The 20,291-nt window shown below is 75.3% G+C and carries 18 protein-coding genes and 1 riboswitch; of the genes, 7 read left to right on the top strand and 11 right to left on the bottom strand.

Annotation, left to right across the window (positions count from 1 at the left end; genetic code table 11):
• The first annotated feature begins 14 nt into the window (after positions 1-14).
• Complete coding sequence (locus tag ACWCSU_RS38085; protein ID WP_449941688.1) at positions 15-485, top strand: PPOX class F420-dependent oxidoreductase; 471 nt, start codon at positions 15-17, stop codon at positions 483-485.
• 24 nt (positions 486-509) lie between these two features.
• Here the strand turns inward: ACWCSU_RS38085 and ACWCSU_RS38080 are convergent, their stop codons facing one another.
• A complete protein-coding gene (locus ACWCSU_RS38080; RefSeq protein ID WP_357707930.1) occupies positions 510-1,316 on the bottom strand; it encodes an alpha/beta fold hydrolase in 807 nt (268 codons plus the stop codon).
• A gap of 99 nt (positions 1,317-1,415) precedes the next feature.
• The gene (locus ACWCSU_RS38075; protein WP_357707931.1) at positions 1,416-2,894 is read right to left on the bottom strand and encodes a phosphoribosylaminoimidazole carboxylase; all 1,479 of its coding nucleotides are present in this window, start codon (positions 2,892-2,894) and stop codon (positions 1,416-1,418) included.
• Positions 2,895-3,018: 124 nt separating this feature from the next.
• On the opposite strand from ACWCSU_RS38075, the gene ACWCSU_RS38070 reads away from it, so the two are divergent.
• Positions 3,019-4,362: a hypothetical protein gene (locus ACWCSU_RS38070; protein WP_357707932.1), complete on the top strand. Its 1,344-nt coding sequence runs from the start codon at positions 3,019-3,021 to the stop codon at positions 4,360-4,362.
• Between the two features lie 55 nt (positions 4,363-4,417).
• Positions 4,418-4,921, top strand: a complete 504-nt coding sequence (locus ACWCSU_RS38065; protein ID WP_449941686.1) for an NUDIX domain-containing protein — start codon at positions 4,418-4,420, stop codon at positions 4,919-4,921.
• 45 nt (positions 4,922-4,966) lie between these two features.
• Here the strand turns inward: ACWCSU_RS38065 and ACWCSU_RS38060 are convergent, their stop codons facing one another.
• Entirely contained in the window at positions 4,967-6,421 is a 1,455-nt protein-coding gene (locus ACWCSU_RS38060) for a glycine hydroxymethyltransferase (protein ID WP_357707935.1), read from the bottom strand.
• A 22-nt stretch (positions 6,422-6,443) separates the two neighbouring features.
• Positions 6,444-6,530, bottom strand: a riboswitch (ZMP/ZTP riboswitch).
• A gap of 81 nt (positions 6,531-6,611) precedes the next feature.
• On the opposite strand from ACWCSU_RS38060, the gene ACWCSU_RS38055 reads away from it, so the two are divergent.
• Complete coding sequence (locus ACWCSU_RS38055) at positions 6,612-7,544, top strand: MerR family transcriptional regulator (protein WP_357707937.1); 933 nt, start codon at positions 6,612-6,614, stop codon at positions 7,542-7,544.
• Positions 7,545-7,633: 89 nt separating this feature from the next.
• Here the strand turns inward: ACWCSU_RS38055 and ACWCSU_RS38050 are convergent, their stop codons facing one another.
• Positions 7,634-8,851 (bottom strand): multidrug effflux MFS transporter, encoded by a 1,218-nt coding sequence (locus ACWCSU_RS38050; protein ID WP_449941684.1) that lies wholly within the window; start codon positions 8,849-8,851, stop codon positions 7,634-7,636.
• A 205-nt stretch (positions 8,852-9,056) separates the two neighbouring features.
• On the opposite strand from ACWCSU_RS38050, the gene ACWCSU_RS38045 reads away from it, so the two are divergent.
• Positions 9,057-9,641: a carboxymuconolactone decarboxylase family protein gene (locus ACWCSU_RS38045; RefSeq protein ID WP_449941682.1), complete on the top strand. Its 585-nt coding sequence runs from the start codon at positions 9,057-9,059 to the stop codon at positions 9,639-9,641.
• A gap of 11 nt (positions 9,642-9,652) precedes the next feature.
• On the opposite strand, the gene ACWCSU_RS38040 is transcribed toward ACWCSU_RS38045, so the two are convergent.
• The 7 genes from ACWCSU_RS38040 to ACWCSU_RS38010 all read right to left on the bottom strand — a co-directional run bounded on the left by ACWCSU_RS38040 (position 9,653) and on the right by ACWCSU_RS38010 (position 16,927).
• On the bottom strand, positions 9,653-9,952 hold the full coding sequence (locus tag ACWCSU_RS38040) for a hypothetical protein (RefSeq protein ID WP_449941681.1): 300 nt from the start codon (positions 9,950-9,952) through the stop codon (positions 9,653-9,655).
• Positions 9,928-10,506 carry a hypothetical protein gene (locus ACWCSU_RS38035; protein ID WP_449941680.1) on the bottom strand — a complete coding sequence of 193 codons (579 nt, stop codon included), beginning with the start codon at positions 10,504-10,506 and terminating at the stop codon, positions 9,928-9,930. The genes ACWCSU_RS38040 and ACWCSU_RS38035 overlap by 25 nt, the downstream gene beginning before the upstream one ends.
• Before the next feature lie 20 nt (positions 10,507-10,526).
• A complete protein-coding gene (locus ACWCSU_RS38030; RefSeq protein WP_449941679.1) occupies positions 10,527-11,573 on the bottom strand; it encodes a GNAT family N-acetyltransferase in 1,047 nt (348 codons plus the stop codon).
• 29 nt (positions 11,574-11,602) lie between these two features.
• Entirely contained in the window at positions 11,603-12,706 is a 1,104-nt protein-coding gene (locus ACWCSU_RS38025) for an ATP-grasp domain-containing protein (protein WP_449941678.1), read from the bottom strand.
• Entirely contained in the window at positions 12,703-14,316 is a 1,614-nt protein-coding gene (locus ACWCSU_RS38020) for a carbamoyltransferase family protein (protein WP_449941677.1), read from the bottom strand. Before ACWCSU_RS38020 ends, ACWCSU_RS38025 begins: the two co-directional genes overlap by 4 nt.
• Positions 14,317-14,320: 4 nt before the next feature.
• Entirely contained in the window at positions 14,321-15,562 is a 1,242-nt protein-coding gene (locus ACWCSU_RS38015; protein ID WP_449941675.1) for a hypothetical protein, read from the bottom strand.
• 303 nt (positions 15,563-15,865) lie between these two features.
• Complete coding sequence (locus ACWCSU_RS38010) at positions 15,866-16,927, bottom strand: trypsin-like serine peptidase (RefSeq protein WP_449941674.1); 1,062 nt, start codon at positions 16,925-16,927, stop codon at positions 15,866-15,868.
• Positions 16,928-17,092: 165 nt separating this feature from the next.
• Here ACWCSU_RS38010 and ACWCSU_RS38005 point away from each other — a divergent pair, with 165 nt between their 5' ends.
• Both ACWCSU_RS38005 and ACWCSU_RS38000 read left to right on the top strand, forming a co-directional pair.
• Positions 17,093-17,752 carry an AMP-binding protein gene (locus ACWCSU_RS38005; protein ID WP_449941673.1) on the top strand — a complete coding sequence of 220 codons (660 nt, stop codon included), beginning with the start codon at positions 17,093-17,095 and terminating at the stop codon, positions 17,750-17,752.
• Positions 17,753-17,821: 69 nt separating this feature from the next.
• Positions 17,822-20,248, top strand: a complete 2,427-nt coding sequence (locus ACWCSU_RS38000; RefSeq protein ID WP_449941671.1) for a LuxR C-terminal-related transcriptional regulator — start codon at positions 17,822-17,824, stop codon at positions 20,246-20,248.
• Positions 20,249-20,291 lie beyond the last annotated feature (43 nt).

Below are 20,291 nucleotides of genomic sequence, written 5' to 3'. Positions count from 1 at the left end.
GGAAAGGCGTCCAGATGGCTCCGAGGATCGCGACCGCCCGCCACGTCGACCTGCCCGAACTTCTCGACTTCCTCCGCCCCCGGCATCACGGCCTGCTCTCGACGACCCGCGCCGACGGGCGTCCCCAGCTCTCGCCGGTCTCGTGCGGCCTCGACGGCGAGGGCCGGATCGTGGTCTCCACCTACCCCGAGCGCGCCAAGGCCCGGAACGTGCGGCGCGACGAGCGCGTGTCGATGTGCGTGCTGTCCGACGACTGGGACGGCCCGTACGTCCAGGTGGACGGACGGGGAGAGGTCCTGGACCTGCCCGAGGCCCTCGACGCGCTGGTGGACTACTACCGGTGCATCGCCGGCGAGCACCCCGACTGGGAGGAGTACCGGGAGGCCATGCGCCGCCAGAACAAGTCGCTGATCCGGATCTCGATCGACCGCTGGGGGCCGATCGCGACCGGCGGCTTCCCGGCCGGTGCGACCTCCGGCGGCTGAGCGCGCCGCCGTGGGCCCGCCGCGTCAGCGGGCCAGCACCTCGCGCAGCACGTCGGCGAACTCCTTCGGCCGGTCGACGAAGCCGCCGTGCTCGCCGGGGAACTCGACCGGCGGCGTGCCGAGCAGGTCGGCCAGCGCCTGCGAGGTGCGGTAGGTGAGCAGGCCGCCCGACTCGGCCCCGATGCCCACGACGACCCGGGCCGGTCCGGCCTTCAGTGCCGCGACGTCGGGGACGTAACGGGTGGTGCCGCGCAGCTCGTGCAGGAAGAAGTGGGCGGCGTCGGCCAGGTCCTGCTCGGGCGACTCGCTCGGCGGCGGGGGCGGGGCGTCCTCGCCGCCCTCGAAGCCCGCGGTGGCCATGAACTTCCCGAACGCCGCCCCCGGGCCCTCCCGGCGGAACGTCTCGATGATGTCGTCCACCTCGGCGCGCCGCTGGGCCACGTCGGGCAGCAGCTCCAGCACGGGCGGCTCGTGCGCGACGAGCGTGCGCACGCGGGTGGGGTGGCGGGCGACCAGGGCCAGGCCGGTCACCGCGCCGCCGCTGCTGCCGAGCACGTCGGCGGACTCGGCGCCGAGCGCGTCCATGATCGCGATCGCGTCGTCGGCGCGCAGGGCCGGGGTGGAGTCCTGGTCGGGGTCGTCGAGCGTGCTGCCGGACACGCCGCGCGGGTCGTGCGTGACGACGGTGTGCTCCCCGGCCAGCTCCTCGGCCAGCGGGACGAAGGCCTCGGCGTTCATCGGCGCGCCCACGAGCAGCAGCAGGGGGCCGCTGCCGCGGACGTGGTAGCGCAGGCGGCCGCCCGGGATGTCGAGAATGTGCGTGGTGCTCATCGGTGTGGGTCCTTCCTCGGAATCGGGGTGACGCCGGGTTGGACTCCCGCGGGCGCGCGAACTCATCGGTCCTGCGGGCAGCTCGTCGAAATCTCGTGATCAGGGCTCTTTGACCTCGTCGAACAGGTTCTCGACGGCCGCGACGATCCGCCGGGTGGCCGGGGAGACGGCGTCCGGGCCGTCGAACGGGTGCGCCGTGCCCTCGGCGACCCCCTCGACGGTGGCCAGGTCGGCCCCCGGATGGCAGACGACGTCCGGCTCGGGCAGGTTGGCCAGCAGGAACTCGCCCTGACCCGCCCGCGCGTCGGACGGGTGCGCCCCCCGACGCACCCACCGCAGGTGTCCCGACCTGTCCAGACGGTAGACGCCGGAGCCCTGGGCGGCGACCACGCGTACGGGGGTGTCGCGGTCCAGGCGGACCCTGACGTGGAAGGGGCCGCCCGGCCGGGCCGCGCGCAGCAGCGTGCGCTGGTTGAACTCGTGCGCGTCCCCCAGCCAGGTCACCGGCCCGCCGAGCATCACCGACAGGTGGGCCAGCACGAACGGGGGCAGCCCGGCGGCCTGCTGGTTGACCGACGACACCTCGGTGCCCTCGTGGTGCCGCCACTTGATCGACGACAGGTAGACCCGCTCGTCCGGCGTGAGGATGGCCTCCACGCTGAACAGGCCGGCCGCGCCGTACCTGCGCCAGGCCCAGGACGCGATGCGCTCGGCGCACTCGACGAGCAGCGCGGCTGCGGACGTCGGCCAGGGACGCGACCAGTCGTCGCCCGTGCTGCGCATCGGCCCCGCGCCCAGCTCGGCGATCCCGGCCGAGGTGTGGGCGGGGCGGTCGGCGTACACCCGGACGCCGCCGTCGCCGCCGGGCACGCTGAGCACCGCGATCGTGCACGGCCAGCCCGGCACGTACGCCGCCACCCGGTACGGCCCCAGCAGCCGGGCCGCCCGGGGCATGTCCCTCTCGTCGGCGACGACGACGGTGCCGTGCCGGTCCGCCCGCCCGCCCGCCTGCACCACGACCCGTTCGGTGCCGACCGCGCGCCGCAGCTCGGCGAGTCCGGGCAGCCGCTCGACGTGCACGCAGGGGACCCGGGCCACCGCCGGCACGCCGGCCGCCCGCAGCAGGTCGTCCAGCAGGTGCTTGGCCTCGATCGCGGCCCGCACGTCGGCGTCGATGGCCGCGACCACGCCGCCGGGGCCGGCCAGCTCGCGCAGCCGGGCGTTGTCGTACCAGGTGAAGACGACCGGCGGGCGGTCCAGCTTGAGCAGGTGCCGGGCGGCCTCGTGCCGGACGCGGGGCAGCCAGGCGCGCCGGTCGGCGACCGAGCGGGTCCTGGTGCGGTCCTCGGCGGCGACGACCATGCCGGGCAGCGCCGGGTCCCAGGCCGAGTAGCAGCCGATGCTCAGAGCCGGGCGCAGCGCCCCGATCGAGGCCGGGCCGGTGTAGCCGGTGCGCAACGCCGTGCTGAACCGTTCGACGCACACCAGCGGGCGGCCCGCCAGCGCGGTCGTCAGCTCCTCGTGCGCCGCCTCCTCCAGCCCGGTCACGCGCCGGTCCTCGCCGTCCAGCCCGTCCATCAGACCTCCCTCGTCGCAACCGGCTCAGGACCGTCACCCGGGGGCCACGGTCCGCACCCTTGACGATGAGCCATGTCCGGCGGACCGTCGAGGCCACCGCGATGTGAAGCGATGTGAAGACGAGATGCCGCCCCGGCGTACCCTCCCAGTCGTCAACCGGGCGCTCGCGGCGTTGATCGAGCAGGCGGGGTGGACGCACGCGGCCACCGCGCGGCACGTCAACGCCGTCGCCGCCGAGAGTGGCGAGCGCGTGCACTACGACCGCTCGGCGGTCGGCCACTGGCTGACCGGCACGATCCCGCGCCCCGAGGCGGTGCGCGCGGCGATCGAGGCGTTCCGCCGCCGCCTGGGCAGGCCCGACCTGCGCCCGGCGCATCTGGGGTGGCCCGAGCCGGGCGGGTGGCCGTGGTCCGACGACCCCTGGCGCGGCGACCCGGTCGCCCGGCTGGCCGTGCTGGGGGAGGACGACCTGCTCAACCGGCGCACGTTCACCCTGGCCGCCTTATCCGGCTTATCCGGCTTATCCGTTCTGTCGGGACGTCGTCCGGCGCGTCAACCAGCGGGACGCGCGGGGGCCCGCCGGGCGGGGGCGGGCGACGTCGAACGCATCCGCGCCACCACCCGCGCCTTCGCCGACCTGGACGACCTCTACGGCGGCGGCCACGGCCGCGCCGCGGTCGCCGCCTACCTGTCCCGCGAGGTCACCCCCCTCCTGCACGGTACGACCGGCCGCCACAGGCCCGACCTGTTCGCCGCCGCCGCCGAGCTGAGCTACCTGGCCGCCTACATGGCCATGGACGCCGGCGCCCACGCCCTGGCCCAGCGCTACTACATCAGCAGCGTGCGCCTCGCCGACGAGGCCGCCGACCTGCTGCTGCGCGCCACCGCCCTGCGCAGCATGGCCGTCCAGGCGGCCGAACTGGGCCACGACGGCGACGCGCTGGCCCTGGCCGAGGCGGCCGCGTCCGCGCTGGCCGGGCACGGCCCCGCCCGCACCCAGGCGTGGATCACCGGCATGCGCGCCGAGACCCACGCCGCCGCCGGGACCCGCTGGGACGCCCTCCGGCTGCTCGGCCGCACCGAGACCCAGCTCGAACGCGCCGACTCCGCGCCCGAGTCGGAGTGGACGGGCAACTACCGGCGCGAGTCCCTGGAACACCAGATCGGCCTGACCCTCACCCAGCTCGGCGACCACGCCACCGCCGCCCGCCACTTCGCCGCGTCCATGCGGGCCAGGCGGCCGGTCGAGCTGCGCACCCGTGCCCTGATCGGGCTGCGGGCGGCCCACTCCCTTCTGCGCGCGGGCGAGGTCGACCAGGCCGCGGCCACCGTCCTCGACCTGAGCGACGACATCCGGCGGATCTCCTCGGCCCGGGTGCGGGAGGAACTGCGCGTCCTGCGCGCCGCCTGGCAGCCCCACCGCGGCAACCCCCTGGTCGGCCGCGCGGACCGCGCGGTCGCAAGCTGACCCCGCCGCCGGCGGGAGGCCGCGGGTTCTTCCAGGGTGGCTCTAGGATCGCGGCGTGATCAGGAACGCGTACTGCTCCTTCTGCGGCGCCGCCTTCGCCCCCGCCCAGCCCTGGCCCCGCACCTGCGCGGCCTGCGGGAACACCAGCTACCTCAACCCCCTGCCGGTCGCGGTGACGCTGCTGCCCGTCGACGACGGCCTGCTCGTGGTACGCCGGGACGTCGAGCCGCACCGCGGCGAGCTGGCCCTGCCCGGTGGGTTCATCGACGTGGGGGAGTCCTGGCAGCAGGCGGCGGTGCGGGAACTGCGCGAGGAGACCGGCGTGGTGGCCGAGGCCGCCGACGTCACGCTCTTCGACGTGGTCAGCGCCCCGGACGGCACCGTGCTGATCTTCGGCCTGGGCCCGCGCGTCACCGCGTCCGGGCTGCCGCCGATGGAGGCCACGGACGAGACGACCGAATGGCTGGTCATCGACGGCCCCGCCGAGCTGGCGTTCCCCACCCACACCCGGATGGCGTCCGCCTACTTCGCACGGCAGGCCCGTCGCGACCCGCGGTGAGGGGCCAGCCCCGGCCGAGGCCGGAGCGGGGGACGGCAGCAAGGCTCAGCTCAGGTCGAGGCCCGGGTAGAGCGGGTGGGCGGCGAGCAGTTCGGCCGCGGCGGCGCGGGTCTTCTCGGCGGTGCTCTGCGGCAGGTCGTACTTGGCCTTGGAGGTGGCCGACGGCGTGGTGTCGGTCAGCACGCCGACGATCAGCTCGGCGACCTGGTCGAACTCCTGCGTCCCGAACCCCCGTGAGGTGAGCGCCGGGGTGCCCACGCGGATGCCCGAGGTGTACCAGGCGCCGTTGGGGTCGCGCGGGATCGCGTTGCGGTTGGTGACGATCCCGGCGTCGAGCAGCGCCGACTCGGCCTGCCGCCCGGTCAGCCCGTACGTGGACACGTCGAGCAGCACCAGGTGGTTGTCGGTGCCGCCGGTGACCAGGCGTACGCCCCGGCGCACCAGGCCCTCGGCCAGGGCGACCGCGTTGGCGGCCACCGCCCGCGCGTAGTCGGCGAACGCGGACTGCCGGGCCTCGGCCAGGGCGACGGCCTTGGCCGCCATGACGTTGCCGAGCGGGCCGCCCAGCACCATCGGGCAGCCCCGGTCGATCGAGTCGGCGTACTCCCGCTGGCACAGCACCAGGCCGCCGCGCGGGCCGCGCAGCGACTTGTGCGTGGTGGTCGTGGTGACGTGCGCGTACGGCACCGGGTCGTGCACGCCGGTGAACACCTTGCCCGCCACCAGCCCGGCGAAGTGGGCCATGTCCACCATCAGGACCGCGCCGACCTCGTCGGCGATCTCCCGCATGCGGGAGAAGTCGATGCGCCGCGGGTAGGCCGAGTACCCGGCGATCAGCACCAGCGGCCGGAACTCGCGGGCGGTCTCGCGCAGCGCGTCGTAGTCGAGCAGGCCGCTCTCCGGGTCGGTGCCGTAGGAGCGCTGGTGGAACATCTTGCCCGAGATGTTGGGACGGAAGCCGTGGGTCAGGTGACCGCCCGCGTCCAGCGACATGCCGAGGGCCCGCTGGTCGCCCAGGGCCTTGCGCAGGGTCTCCCAGTCGTCTTCCGACAGGTCGTTGACGTGCCGGGCGCCGGCGGCGGCCAGGGCCGGGGCCTCCACCTTGTGGGCCAGGATGCCCCAGAAGGCCACCAGGTTGGCGTCGATGCCCGAGTGGGGCTGGACGTAGGCGTGCTCGGCGCCGAACAGGGCCTTGGCGTGGTCGGCCGCGAGCTGCTCGACGGTGTCGATGTTCTGGCAGCCGGCGTAGAAGCGGTGGCCGATCGTGCCTTCCGCGTACTTGTCGGACAGCCACGTGCCCATCGTGAGCAGGACGGCCGGGGAGGCGTAGTTCTCGCTCGCGATGAGCTTCAGTGAGGCGCGCTGGTCGGCCAGCTCGGCGCGGATCGCGCCGGCCACGCCCGGCTCCACGGCGGCGATCACGTCGAGCGCGTTGCGGTAGGCGGCCGACACAGTTGCAGCGTCGTGGTCGCCGTAGGAATGGGGGTGCTCTTCAGCCATGACTTCTCCCGAGCCGTCGAAGTGAGGGCACCCAGGCGCGCGGCGACGTCCAGGACCGCTCCCCGGTGGTCAGTCCCACCTTACGATCACGCCAGTCACGATCCGAGGCTGACACTACGGTCAGCGGCCGGGGCCGCGCAACGAGGGAGGCGCTTGAGCCTCCACCAAGGGGAGACGCGAAGGTGGAGGCATGGACGGCGGCACCCTCTACACGATCGGCGATCTGGCGCGGCGGACCGGGCTATCGGTCAAGACCATCAGGTTCTACTCCGACCAGGGGATCGTGCCGCCGGTGGAACGCAGCCCGGCCGGTTACCGCCTCTACGACGCCGCCGCCGCGGCCCGCCTCGACCTCGTCCGCACCCTGCGCGACCTGGACGTGGACCTGGCCACGGTCAGGAAGGTCGTGGACCGGGAGCTCACGCTCGCACAGGTCGCGGCGGCGCACGCCGAGGCGCTGGCGGTGCGGATCCGCACGCTGCGGCTGCGGCACGCGGTGCTGACGGCGGTGGCCCGGCGCGGCTCGGGGCCCAAGGAGATGGAGCTCATGCACAGACTCGCGAAACTGTCGCAGGACGAACGCCGCCGCCTGGTCGGCGACTTCCTGGACGCCGCCGTCCCGGACGTGGAGCCGGGGCTCGCGGGAGCCAGGGTGTCGATGACCCCGGAACTGCCGGACGACGCCGAGCCGGAGCAGGTGGAGGCGTGGGTGGAGCTGGCCGAGCTGATGGCGGACCCGTCCTTCCGGACGGCGATGCGCGACTTGACCACGTCCCACGCGTCCGACCGTGCCGCCGACGGCGGGGGAGGGGTGCGGCGGGATGCCGTGTCGCTGGGGCTGGGCCGGGCGGGGGCGGCGCTGGCGGCGGGCGTGGACCCCGCCGGGCCCGAGGCCGCACCGGTCGTGGCGGCGGTCGCCGGGGAGTACGCGCGCCTCCTGCGCCTCCCCGACGACGCCGCGCTCCGGCGGCGGCTGCTGGCCAGGCTGGAAGCGGCGAACGACCCCCGCAGGGAGCGCTACCTCCGGCTCCTCGCCGTGATCAACGCATGGCCGCCCCCGGCTTCCTCAGCCCCGGCCCTCGACTGGCTCCTCACCGCCCTGCACACCCACCCGGCCCCCTGACCCGACCGCGAAGGCCCTGAACGCGAAGGCCACCGACCGCGGGGTCCTCGACCGTCGGGGCCCTCGACCGCGAAGAGCCCCCGACCGCCTCACCCGCGGGCGGGGGCCTCGGCGGTGGCGGGGCCGGTTTCCGGCAGGCCCCTGGTGAGCAGGCGGGCGCCGATGCCGAGCAGCGCGCTGACCACCAGCGTGACCCCCATCGGCAGCCCGGTGTCCTCCCCGCCCAGGCCGACCAGGGGCGAGACCAGCGCCCCGAGCGCGAACTGCAACGCGCCCATCACGGCCGCCGCCGTGCCGGTCGCGTACGGGGCCCGTCCCACCGTCAGCGCCGCCGCGTTCCCCATGATCAGCGTGAACGAGCTGACCAGCACGAACAGCACGGGCAGCACCACCACCGCGCCCAGCCCCGCCCCCAGCATCACCAGCAGGACGGCCGACAACCCCAGCACCGCCCCCTGCCCAGCCCGCAGCAGCCCCTCGGGGCTGAACCGGCGCAGCAGGCGGGCCCCCACCAGGCCGGTCAGCGTCATGCCCAGCGCGTTGGCCGCGAACGTCACGGTGTAGGCGGGGGTGGACAGGCCCAGCACGTTCTGCACGACGAAGGGCGAGGCCGAGATGTACCCCATGAGCCCCGCGAAGCCGAACGCGAAGGAGAAGACGTAACCGACATAGCCCCGGTCGGCGAACAGCCGCCGCACGTTGCGCCCGGTGGCGGCCAGGCCGCCCGCGTGCCGGCGTCCGGGCGGCAGCGTCTCGGGCACGACGAGCGCCGAGCCGAGCAGCATCACGGCCGAGATCCCGGCCATCACCCAGAACTCCACGCGCCAGCCGGCGGGCGACAGCGCGCCACCGATCAGCGGGGCCACCACGGGCGCGACGCCGACCACGGAGGCCAGCAGCGAGAAGATCCGCGCCGCCGCCCGGCCGGTCGTCAGGTCGGCCGCCACCGCGCGGCCGATGACGATGCCCGCCGACCCGGCGAACCCGTGCACGAAGCGCAGGGCGACGAGCGTCCGGATGTCCGGCGCGAGCGCGCACAGGACGCAGGCGACCAGGGCCGCCGCGGTGGCCAGCAGGATGGGCCCGCGGCGGCCGAACCGGTCCGACAGCGGCCCGATGACGAGCTGCCCCAGCGCCAGCCCGGTGAGGAACGCGGTCAGCGTGAGCTGCACGCCGGCCGCCCCCGTCCCCAGGTCGGCCGCCAGGTCGGTGAACACGGGCAGGTACATGTCGGTGGCCAGCGGCGCCACCGCCGACAGCAGGCCGAGCACGACCAGCAGCGGGCCGGACACCCCCGTCCTGGTCACGAGGGACGCCCCGGCGGACGGTGGCTGTGGGAAGTGGCGAACTCCATGGTCATGGCTCCAAGACGGCCGCGCGGCTAGAGACCTAGGATGTTCCGTGATCCGGCCACGGCTAACCGCCTCACCGGCAGCCGGGGGCAGACGTCGCCGCAGGTCCGCCGGTCGCGGAGGCCGGGTGACCGCGCCGTCGCCGAGACAGGAGCACCGCATGACCGCCCGGCTGCCCGCCCTGCCCCCGGAGGACCTCGACGACGCCCAGGCCGAGGTCTACCGCGCCATCACGGGCGGCCCCCGGGCGGCGGGCCCCCAGGTCTTCCCCCTCGCCGACGAGCGTGGACGGCTGCGCGGCCCGTTCAACGCCATGCTGCTGAGCCCGCCGGTCGGCGGCGCGCTCCAGGCGCTGGGCGCGGCGGTGCGCTACGGCTCGGTGCTGCCCGGCCGGGCCAGGGAGCTGGCGATCCTCGTGGTGGCCGCCCATTGGGGCAGCGAGTTCGAGCGCGCCGCGCACGAGGCGGTGGGCCGGGCCTGCGGCCTGACCGACGCCGAGCTGACCGCGTTGCGCGAGGGGCGGCCGCCCGACCTGGCCGACCCGGCCGAACGCGCCGCCGTGCACGCCGCCCGCGAGCTGACCGGGGCGGGGACGCTGAGCGAGGAGGACTACCGGGCGGTCACGGCGGCGCTCGGCGAGCGCGGCCTGTTCGAGCTGACCACGCTGGTCGGCTACTACGCCACGCTGGCCCTCCAACTGCGCGTCTTCGCAGGCGAGCACCCCCCGAAGCCCCGCGAGGGCTGAGCGCCGGGGGTTCATGCGTCTCCCGCCGAGGGGCGCCCGGTGGGTTTCGTGGCCAGGGCGACCAGGGCCGTCCTCGGGAGCTCCGCCACGTAGTGCCCGTCACGCCGGTAGACGACCGGGCGGGGTGGGGTGTGCCGGTGCGTCCCGTGGTCGAAGTGCCGTTCCAGGACCCGCCAGGCCGCCTCGACGTCCCCCAGGGCGGCGAAGTACGCGCCGAGGCCGTACATGTCGGCGACGTAGCGGCACATGCGCTCCTTGGCGGCCGCCTCGCTCCCGGCCCGGACGATCAGCGGGTCGTACAGGTCGAGCACCCGTACGGGCAGGTCCGCGTCCGCGAACAGGGCGGCCAGGCCGGTCCGGGTGAAGTGCCGGTAGGCGTGCCCGCCCGCCGCGTGCGGATGCACGACCCGCGCGAAGAACCCCGCCATGGGGCCGGAGTCGTCGAAGTCGTGCAGCACGATCCGGCCGCCCGGTCGACCATCTGGCCGGACAGGTCGCCGGTGATGATCAGCGGCTTGGCGTCCAGGCTGCCCAGCCGCCCGGCGGCCGCCCGCGCGACCGTCCCGTCCCCGCCGAGGACGTCCAGCAGCAGCGGCGGCCCGTCCGCCGGATCGGGGGTGAGCAGGCCGAGGAGCGCCCGGATGCCGGTCCAGCGCACCAGCGCGTCCTGCTGGGCGCGGCGGTAGGAGTCGCCCCGCCCGCCGCGGTCGGAGTCGAACTCGCTGCTGGTCGCGACGAGCACGCCGAGCGCCCGCGCCGCACCCGGCCGGTCGAAGTCCAGCACGGCGTGCACCTGCGGGTGGACGGTCGCGACCAGGCGCAGGTACTCGTCCAGGGTCAGCGAAGGGAGATAGGAGGCGCGCACCGGCCCTCGTCCTTTCCGGGTCACGTGCTGGGGGGCGGGAGCTGCGGGGGGTCCAGGCGGTGGCCCAGCCCGCCCACGAACCGGGTGACCATCCCGCTGCGGGCGGCGAACAACCGGCTGCGCGGCTCCAGCCGCACCCCGAACTGCTTCTTCGTCTCGTACGCCGCGCCGCCGAGCCGCAGCCTGCGCGCGCCCGAGCCGACGGCGGCCCGTACGCACGCCGTGAGCAGCGCGTGGTAGACGGCGGTGCCCTCCGTACGCGCGTAGTCGCGCCCGATCCACCGGGCGACCAGCTCGTCGCCGTCGCGCAGCAGCGCCACGCAGCCCGCCGGCGCGCCGTGCCGGTAGGCGGCCAGGACGGTCAGGTCCGCCCCCAGGACGCCGGCCGCCTCGGGGAACAGGCCGGGCCGGTAGAAGACGTGCGGCCCGTGGCGCAGGTCCACCGCGGCCACCATCCGGTCCAGCAGCCGGCCCAGTTCCCCGCCGGGCCCGGCGAGGAGCGGCCGGACCTCGATGCCCTCCCGCTCGGCCCGGCGCTGCGTCCGCCGGATCTCGGCCCGCCTCTTGCGCGGCAGATGGTCCAGGTACGCCTCGTACGACGGCCACGTCAGGTCCAGCAGCGTCTCCGGCAGCCAGCCCAGGCGGCTGTAGCCCGGCTGCCCGGCTGCGTACGGCAGGTGGTCGACCACGCAGAACAGCAGCCGCTCGCGCCTGACCAGCGACCGCACCGCCCGCAGCAGGACCCGCCGCTGCGGCCCCTCACCGCCCAGCAGCCCGGACGTCGCCGTCATCGGCGCCTGGACCTGCAGGAACGGCCACCGCCTGGTCAGCCGCCCGAACCGGGACTCCAGCACCGGGTTGTGCAGCCGGTGCTCCAGCGCGCACACCGCCGCGGCCACGAGCCCGCCGTCCTTGCGGACCAGCAGGTAGCGGGGCCGGTGCTCGGCCAGCACGCGCTCGGCCAGGGCCAGCCAGTGGTGCCGCACGAAGGGCACGCCGTCGGCGAGCGCGTCCCACTCCCCGGCGCCGACCTCGCTGATCGAGCGCGCCACCTCAACGCCGTACATCGCCCTCCTCGCCGGCCGGGCGGGCCACGTCAACGCCGTCCATCGCCCCGCACCTCGAAGCGCAGCGTCCGCGTCACGGCGGCGGCGGCCGCCTCCAGCTCCGCCGGGCCGGACGCGTGCACGACGAACCAGCCGAGCCGGTCGGAGACGTCGCGGTAGGGCCGTACCCGCTGTCCGGGGCGGGCCAGCAGGACCAGCTCGGCCACCCCCGGCAGGGCCCTGGCCTCCTCCACGCCGGACACCGACACCAGCTCGCCCGCGCGCCCGGCGGTCAGCACCTGCCACAGGACCGGCCGGGGCGGATGCGGCCGCAGCTCGATCGGCAGGCCCACCGCCGCCCGCACGGCGGCCAGCACCGGATCGACGCCGTGGCAGGACCGCACCATGTCGTCGGTGCCGTTGCCGCCCGTCCGCAGGCCGAGCTCGATGACGTACGGCCGGCCGGCCGGGGTGACGATGAGGTCGAGGTTCAGCGGGCCGCGCCGGTAGTCCAGGCGAGCGCAGACCTTGTCCATGATCGAGCGTGTGGTGTCCAGGACCTCGCCGGGCAGCCCGGCCGGCATCCGGCGGCTCATGGTCAGCACCAGCGGCCCGCCGTACGAGCTGCGCCGGGCCTCCTCGGCGGCGGCGAGCACGTCGCCGGGGGCGGCGCACCTGCTCACCCCGCGCCCGCTCTGGGCATCGGCCGGCTTGACGACCACGGGGAAGCGCAGCCCCCGCGCCCGCGTCGCCAGGTCGGCCGGGTCGTCGCCGACGATCCAGGGGTAGGAGGACACGCCCAGGTCGTCGAGGAGGCCGCGCAGCACCCACTTGTCCACCGAGGCCCGCGCCGCCGTCTCCGACAGCCGGCCCGGCAGCCCGTACGCCTCGGCCACCGCCCGCAGCGCGGGCACCGCGACGTCGCTGGACGGGGCCACCACGCCGGCCAGGTCGGCACGTCCGGCGAGCGCGGCGGTGACGGCGTCGGGATCGTGGGTGCTGACCGGCAGGTACTCGTCGGCGAGCGCGACGCCGGGCGCGTCGGCCGAGCGGTCCACCGCGATCGTCCGCAGGCCCATGCCGGACGCCGCCCGGTAGGTGGACAGCGAGCCGTCCGCCGCCCCGAGCACCACCAGGGACCTCGTGCCGCTCATCGGGCCTCCTCCAGCTGGAGTTCCGGTTCGCCGGACCGCCGTTTCCCGGCCCAGAACGGGCCGAGGGCCAGCGCGTCCGCGCCCGTCCTGAGGTAGCAGGCGACGGCGTCCTCGGGTGTGCACACGATCGGCTCGTCGTCGTCCCGGAAGGAGGCGCCGGCCAGCATCGGCACGCCGGTCAGCTCCTCGAAGCGGGTGATCAGCGCGTGGAAGTCCGGGTTGCCGGCGCGGCTCACCGTCTGGACGCGGGCGCTGCCGTCCACGTGCGTGATCGCGGGCACCTCGCCGCGCCGGTGGTCCAGCACGTCCAACCCGACCAGCATGACCGGCGAGGGACGGCCGTCCGCGAAGTAGTCCCCGGACCGTTCGGCCAGGCACGACGACGCCAGCGGCAGGAACGGCTCCCGCCGCCTGACCCGCTCGTTCATGCGCGTGGCGGAGGTGGGGTCGCGCGGGTCGGCCAGCAGCGACCGGTTGCCCAGGCCGCGCGGCCCGCACTCCGCCCGGCCCTGGAACCAGCCCACGATCAGCCCGTCGGCGATCCGGGCGGCGGCGTGCCGGGCGATGTCGCCGGGCCGCCGGTAGTCCACGCCCGCGTCGCGCAGCGCCTTCTCCATGCGTTCCTCGGTGAACCCGGGCCCGGCGAAGAGCTGACCGCCCGCCGGACGGGGACGCCCGTACAGGCCGACGCTCACCTCCAGCGCCGCGCCGAGCGAGGCGGCGGCCGGCTGAACCGACAGCTCCTCGAAGCCGGACTCGGCCAGCAGGCGGCCGTTCAGCATCGGGTTCATCGCCGCGTCGCCGGCCACCGCGAGCCGGGTCGAACCGGTCGTCTCGCGCAGCCAGCGGGCCAGGTGCAGCGCGGCCCGCTCAAGGGTGGCCTGGAGGGCGAAGGCGACGTCCGCGGAGTGCTGGGTGGGGGTCTCGACGGCAGGCGGTCCCGGCGGGCCGAAGGCGTCCAGGAACTTCGCCGAGACCGCGTGCCGCCCGCCGTCCCCGTGCGGCTCGAACCAGCTCAGGTCCAGCTCGTGGCCGCCGTACGGGGTCAGGCGCAGCAGGTCGGCGAAGGGCTGGAGGTAGGTGTCGTCGCCGTACGCGGCCAGGGCCATCACCTTGTCCTCGTCCCTGCCGGGACGGAAGCCCAGGTAGCCGGTGACCGCCGCGTACAGGGCGCCCAGGGAATGGGGCCGCCCGACGTGCCGCAGGTGCCTGATCCGCGCGCCGTCGGCCACGGCCAGGCAGGTGCCGGCCGCGTCCATGGTGAGCACGGCGGCGGAGTCGAACGGGCTCGCGTAGAACGCGCCCGCCGCGTACGCCCGGTGGTGTTCCACGAGGTGCACCCCGTACCCGACCGGCCCGGTGTGCCCGGCGGCCTCCCTGACCTCCCAGTCGGGAGGGGAACCGGCCCGCGACCCGTGGAAGGCGACGTGGTCCACCTCGTCCAGCCCGATCCCCGCCTGTTCCAGGCAGTACGCGACCGCCCGCCGGGGCAGCCGGCCGTCGTGCCGGACGCGGGTGAAGCGCTCCTCCTCGGCCAACGCCACGATCTCGCCGTCGCGCACCAGCGCCGCCGCAGAGTCGTGCGCCCGGGAGATGCCCAGTACGTCCATGTCGTCACTCCGAGTTCCGCGAGATGAGCATCCGGCGCATCACATGGGCCTTGACCGGGACGCCCAGGGCGAGCGCCACCACGCCACCGGCGGCCCCCGCCCACGGCACGACGACGGCCGCCAGCGTCCCGGTGGCCACCAGCCCGGCGAACGCGCCCGCCGACGTCACGGCGAGCACGTCGTTGTTCGTGTTCTCCACCAGGTAGGCCGCGTACATGACGGTCAGGAACAGCGCCAGCACGACGAGGACCAGCCCGCCCATCACCCCGGGCGACGTCGCGCGCCCGTCCGGCAGCGCCCACCAGAGCAGGACCGCGCACGCGACGGCGACGGCGGCCCCCGCCCGCTCGACCCGGCCCAGGAGCCGGACCGCGCGGGCCCGCCCGGCCCGCCCGGCGGGCCCGCGCAGCCGCCGCGAGGTCGCGGGCTGGGCGACCCGCAGCAGGTAGATGGCGAGCTGGCAGACCGCGACCGCCGGAAGCAGCGCGAGGTACAGCACGCCGCTCTGCCCCGACCGCCCGGAGACGCCGAGCACCAGGTACACGGCCGCGAAGCAGAGCGCGTCACACAGGTCGGCCACTCCCAGCAGCCAGGTGGCCCGAGCCAGGGGACGCAGCAACCGCCGTCCAGGGGCGGCACCCGTTCCAAGGAGCGGCAGCCAGTCGCGGGGGAGCGCCGCGAGGGCCGCGCAGGTCACCGCGACCGTCCCGGCCAGGACGAGCAGCAGGTGTGTCTGCGGCGGCCAGCCGATCCACAGGGTGGCGGCGGTGACGGCGAGCACCACGCCACCGCTCGCCCCGAACGCCATCGTGTCCAGCACGGGCCGCCCGCGCACGCGGTGCAGGCCGGAGACCGCCATCAGCAGGCCTGTGCAGGCCGACCACGCCCCGGCCGCGAGATACAGGGTCGCCACGGACAGCGGCGCGGTCACCGCCACGGGAACGAGCACCGCCAGCAGCACCGCCACCGGCGCGGCGGCCATGGCCACCGCGAGCCGGGAGACCGCCGGGCCGATCCGGCTGACCCGCGCCAGCGTCTTCAGCGCCGCCTTCTCCGGCGCGTCCGCGACCAGGAGCAGCCAGCCGCACAGCCCGAGGGCGGCGGCGAAGTGGCCGAACGTGGACCCGTCCCACACGGCCGCCGGGGCCGCCGCGGCCACCTGCGTACCGGCCCTGAACGCGCCCCGCCCCGCCAGCAGCCGCAGCACCGCCACCGGGCGGGGCACGACCGCGTCCACCGCGCTCACGAGCCGCCCGCCCGCGGCCCCCGGACACGGCACAGGGGGAGTTCAGGCAGCGGCCCGGCGGCCGGAGCGCCGGTACCGGGAAGGGCACGGGCAGCTCGCCGCTCACGGAAGGGGCGATGGGCGTGGGGGTGGGTCTGGGTGTGGGTGCGGCGGTGGAGAGCGGCGTGGGCGTGGGTCACCGTGGTCCCCCGGTAGTCGCCTGGCGGCGTGATGGCGTTCGTGCGCCGGATCAGAGCGTCCGCCGTGCGGCCGGAATACCGGTTGGGGGGACCAAAACGGATCAACCGGAGGAGTAAGGGGTCGTCAGGCGGCGCCGGAGCGTTGTGCGGCCTGGTAGACGGCCATGGCCTCGTTGCCGAAGAAGGGGCCGAACATGAAGTCGGGGGCGAAGTCGTACTTGAAGCTGTTGACGGAGTTCAGCCAGCCGAGCCCGGTGGAGGTGTCGAACCCCTCGAACCACGGCCCGCCGCTCGACCCGCCGGTCATCGCGCAACGCAGCCCCTGGTCGCGCGTCCTGACCGGGTCCTTGAACGCCTTCCCGCTGCAGAACACCAGGTCAGAGCCGTCGAAGGGAGCGGCGGCCGGGTAGCCGAAGGAGAACATCTGCCGTCCGGTGGGCTGGTTGAAGGCCACCCCCTGCCCGCCGACGACGTCGGTGAGCGTGCGTCCCTGTAAGGGCGCGACCACGACGGCGGCGACGTCGAAGTTGATGTCCTCGTTGGTGTTCCACTGCTGGGTGGTCAGCACCCGGGTGGCCACCCACGTGCCGAACGGGCGGCGGCCGTCGGCGAAGCCCGGGACGAACACCCAGTTGCGGTGGGCGGCGCCGTTCAGCTTGACGCAGTGGCCCGCGGTCATCACGACGCTCTGGTTGGCGCTGGTCACGGCGGTGCCCGAGCAGGAGGCCGTACCTCCCTCGGCGGTGGTGAAGAACACCCGGCCGACCGTGCGGACGACGCCGCCCCCGTCGGCCCACGCCTGGCCGGGACTGTTCTGCACCGGCGCCGCCTGCCGGCCGGCCGCCGCCGTGCCCCCGGCACCCGTGGCGGCGGCCGCGCCGCCACCGCCGGTCCAGGAGGAGGTCGTGATCCGGCGGGAGCCCGTGACGCCGCGGGACGCCCACGGCGAGCCCTGCGTCGGCCCGTCGGAGGACGTCCTGCGGCGCGGCGCGGGCGCGGAGAGCGGCCTGGCCGCCCGCATGCGCTCCGGCGTCCAGTACTCCGTGACGGTCCTGCGCTCGGACGACGTGCCGGCCCCCGACCAGCCCACGGGCCCGGGGGCGGACGTGGTTCCCGCCTGCGCGGGTACCGGCGCGCCCGCCACGGCGAGCGCGACGACGGACAGCAGGACGACTCTGCGGTGCATGACGTACCTCCGAAACCGGAACCGGGATCTGCCGTCAGGAGGTACGCGCGCCGCCCCCGCGCGGGCTCAAGCCATGCGCAATCGGGTATGGGCGCGACGGGATTACACATTCGGTTACACACTCTGGACCATGCCGCCCGCCCGCCCCCTTCCTACCCTGGAGCCATGACTGGTTGGACGGAGACGGTCCTGCTGCGGGCGGCCGCTCTCGGCCCGCGCGTGGCGGTCGCCGAGGCCGCGAGCGGCGCCACGCTCACGTACGGCACGCTGGCCGTCCGCGCCCGCCAGGCGGCCCAGGGCCTGCGCCGGCGGGGCCTGCGCCCCGGCGACCCGGTGGTCGTGCTGCTGCGCGGCGGCTGCCACCTCCCCGTCGCCGGGTACGCCGTGCTCGCCGCGGGCGGCGTGGTCGTGTCCATCCCCGGCGGACCGGCCGCCGCCGGCGCCCGCATCATGATCACCGACCGGGACGACGCCGACGCGATCGCCCTGGAGGCCGACATCCGGCAGGTCTACTCCTTCACCGGCATCCCCGGCACGGCCGGCTTCGACAGCCTGCTCGGCGCCGACGGGCCGATCGAGCCCACCGCCCGGCTCACCACCGCCCGCAAGGTGAGCGCGGCCGACGTCGTCCTGGTCGCCGGGGCCGACCTGCGGGCGTACGACATGGTGCTCGGCGCGGGGGCCCGGCTGGTCGCGGCGCACGAGCCCGACCCGGCCGAATGCCGCAGGATCATCGCCGAGCACGACGTCACCCTGCTGATCGACGCGCGGTTGCGGATCGTCCCGGTCGGCGCCCCCGGTCCCGCGCTTGGGGCAAACCTCTGACAGCTCGTGAGGGCGGTGTCACACTGGGTGCCAATCCTGGGGTCCAGACACATGAGGATCATGGTGACGTTGCTCAGACACAACCTGCCCGCCGAGCCCGACAGGTTCATCGGGCGGGAGCGGGATCTGGAGGAGTTGTGCGGGCTGGTCGGTGAGGTCAGGCTGCTGACGCTCAGCGGCGTCGGGGGCACCGGCAAGACCCGGTGCGCGCTGCAGATCGCCACCCGGCTGGTCCCGTCCTTCCCCGACGGGGTCTGGCTGGCCGAGCTGTCCGGGCTGACCCGCGCCGACCTGCTGGTCCACGAGATCACCAAGGTGCTGGGCGTGCACGAGGAGGGCGTGCGGCCGCTGCTGGACACGCTGGTCGACTTCCTGCGCGGCAAGAAGCCGCTGCTCGTCCTGGACAACTGCGAGCATCTGGTCGGGGCGTGCGCCGAGCTGGCCGAGCGGCTGCTGACCTCCTGCGAGGACCTGCGGCTGCTGGTCACCAGCAGGGAGCCGCTGAAGATCCCCGGCGAGCTGGTGTGGCGGGTGCCGCCGCTGGCGGTGCCCGGCCCGGCGGAGGCGGCCGAGGAGGTCGAGCGGGTCGAGTCCGTGCAGCTCTTCCTCGACCGGGCGCGGGCGGCCGGGTCGGGGCTCGCGGTCACCGGCGCCAACGCCCGCGACATCGCCCGGCTCTGCCAGGCCCTCGACGGCCTGCCGCTGGCCCTGGAGCTGGCCGCGGCCAGGACCGCCGCGATGTCCCCCCGCCAGATCTCCGACCGGGTCAACGACCGGTTCCGGCTGCTGACGGCGAGCGGCCGTACGGCGCCGGCCCGGCAGCGCACCCTGCTGGCCACCCTCGAATGGAGCCACGACCTGCTCGCGCCGCAGGAGCAGGTGCTCTTCCGGCGGCTCGCGGTGTTCAGCGGGCCGTTCACCCTCGACCTGGCCGAGTCCGTCTGCGCCGGGCGGAGCCTGGCCGCCGCCCACGTCCTCGACGTGCTCAGCGGCCTGGTCGACAAGTCGCTCGTCCTGTTCGACCAGGGCAGCTCGTGCTACCGGCTGCTGGAGTCGGCCCGCCAGTTCGCCGCCGGGAAGCTGGAGTCGGCGGGCGAGACCCGGCACCTGCGCGACCGGCTGCTGCACGGCCTGGCCGACCTCGCCCACCACCACGGCCGCGACGTGTGGGCCACGCCCGGCCTGACCTGGCCCGAGCGCTACGCCCGGCTGCTCGCGCTCCAGGACCTCCTCGGCAACGCCCGCGAGGCCCTGTCCTGGGCCGTCGAGTCCGGTCTGGCCGAGCCGGGCCTGCGGCTGGCGTGCGGCTACATGCCGCTGTGGGCCGGGTTCGGCGAGCTGACCGAGGGCCGCCGCTGGTACGAGAGCCTGCTCGCGCTGCCCGCCGCCCGTACCCTCGGCGACCTGTCCGCCGAGGCCCTGCTCCACCACGCCAACCTGGCCTACGAGCAGCAGGACGCCGCCGCCTGCGGCGAGTCGGCCGCCCGCGCCCTTGAGCTGCGCCGCGCGACCGGCGACGACTTCATGCTGGCGTTCACCCTCGTGATCGCCGGCATGTACGAGGGCACCAAAGGCGACGTCGCCCTGGCCGCCGAGCGCGGGGAGGAGGCGCTGAAGCTGGCGCTGCTCGTCGGCAACGGCCTGATCGAGGCGTCGGCGCGGCTGCTGCTGTCCGGGGTCGCCGCCTTCCACGGCCAGCGGCGCGAGTCGCTGACCAGGGGCGAGGAGGCCATCGAGGTCTACGCCCGGTTCGGCCACCTGTGGGGGGTCACCAGGGCCCATCTGGAGCTGGGCCGCTTCGCCGACTTCCTCGGCGACCTCGACACCGCCCGCCGCCACCTGGAGGAGTGCGCCGAGCTGGCCGAGGAGATGGCGGCCAAACCCGTCCTCGCGACCAGTCTCGGCCTGCTCGGCGCGGTCCTGGCCCGCCAGGGCGAGGCGGAGCGGGCGAGGGAGCGGCTGGCCCGGTGCGTGACGCTGAGCCGGTCCATGGGGCAGCACCTGCCGATCATCTCCGTGCTGGTCGCGCTGGCCGTGCTGGCCGAGGGGCAGCACGACCTCGAACCCGCCGTACGCCTCTGGGCCGCGGCCAGGGCCATGGAGGACCGCCTCGGGCTGCCCGTCTGGACCTCGGCCACGCCAGAGCCGCTGCTCGCCCGCGCCCGTGCGGAGGCCGGTGAGGGGCAGGTCCAGCTCTGGTGGACGATGGGCGGCGGCATGACGGAGGAGGAGGCCCTGCGCTACGGCCTGGCGGGCGAGCGGCCCGCCCAGGGGGCGTCCCGGCCTCCGGCGGGCCCGGCGTCGGTGCTCACGCCGCGCGAGCGGGAGATCGTCGTGCTGATCAGCCGGGGGTTGTCCAACCGGGCCATCGGCGAGGAACTGTTCATCAGCCCGGCCACCGCCGCCCGGCACGTCGCCAACATCCTGCTCAAGCTGGGCTTCGGCTCGCGCACGCAGGTCGCCGCCTGGGCCGCGGAGCACGGCGTCCTGCACTGACCGCACCCACCGGCGGAGCACGGCGTCCTCCGCTGACCTCGCC

It is taken from the genome of Nonomuraea sp. NPDC001699, from assembly GCF_053596455.1.
Note: the sequence above shows the minus strand (reverse complement) of the source record. Positions and strands in the feature narration are given on the sequence as shown.

Excerpts from the sequence above, each read along its gene's own strand:
- ACWCSU_RS38060 (WP_357707935.1), bottom strand. The coding sequence starts at position 6,421 with ATGGCTGAAGAGCACCCCCATTCCTACGGCGACCACGACGCTGCAACT.
- ACWCSU_RS38055 (WP_357707937.1), top strand. The coding sequence starts at position 6,612 with ATGGACGGCGGCACCCTCTACACGATCGGCGATCTGGCGCGGCGGACC.
- ACWCSU_RS38075 (WP_357707931.1), bottom strand. The coding sequence starts at position 2,894 with ATGGACGGGCTGGACGGCGAGGACCGGCGCGTGACCGGGCTGGAGGAG.
- ACWCSU_RS38025 (WP_449941678.1), bottom strand. The coding sequence starts at position 12,706 with ATGAGCGGCACGAGGTCCCTGGTGGTGCTCGGGGCGGCGGACGGCTCG.
- ACWCSU_RS38080 (WP_357707930.1), bottom strand. The coding sequence starts at position 1,316 with ATGAGCACCACGCACATTCTCGACATCCCGGGCGGCCGCCTGCGCTAC.
- ACWCSU_RS38070 (WP_357707932.1), top strand. The coding sequence starts at position 3,019 with ATGCCGCCCCGGCGTACCCTCCCAGTCGTCAACCGGGCGCTCGCGGCG.
- ACWCSU_RS38045 (WP_449941682.1), top strand. The coding sequence starts at position 9,057 with ATGACCGCCCGGCTGCCCGCCCTGCCCCCGGAGGACCTCGACGACGCC.
- ACWCSU_RS38005 (WP_449941673.1), top strand. The coding sequence starts at position 17,093 with ATGACTGGTTGGACGGAGACGGTCCTGCTGCGGGCGGCCGCTCTCGGC.
- ACWCSU_RS38085 (WP_449941688.1), top strand. The coding sequence starts at position 15 with ATGGCTCCGAGGATCGCGACCGCCCGCCACGTCGACCTGCCCGAACTT.
- ACWCSU_RS38020 (WP_449941677.1), bottom strand. The coding sequence starts at position 14,316 with ATGGACGTACTGGGCATCTCCCGGGCGCACGACTCTGCGGCGGCGCTG.
- ACWCSU_RS38010 (WP_449941674.1), bottom strand. The coding sequence starts at position 16,927 with ATGCACCGCAGAGTCGTCCTGCTGTCCGTCGTCGCGCTCGCCGTGGCG.
- ACWCSU_RS38030 (WP_449941679.1), bottom strand. The coding sequence starts at position 11,573 with ATGTACGGCGTTGAGGTGGCGCGCTCGATCAGCGAGGTCGGCGCCGGG.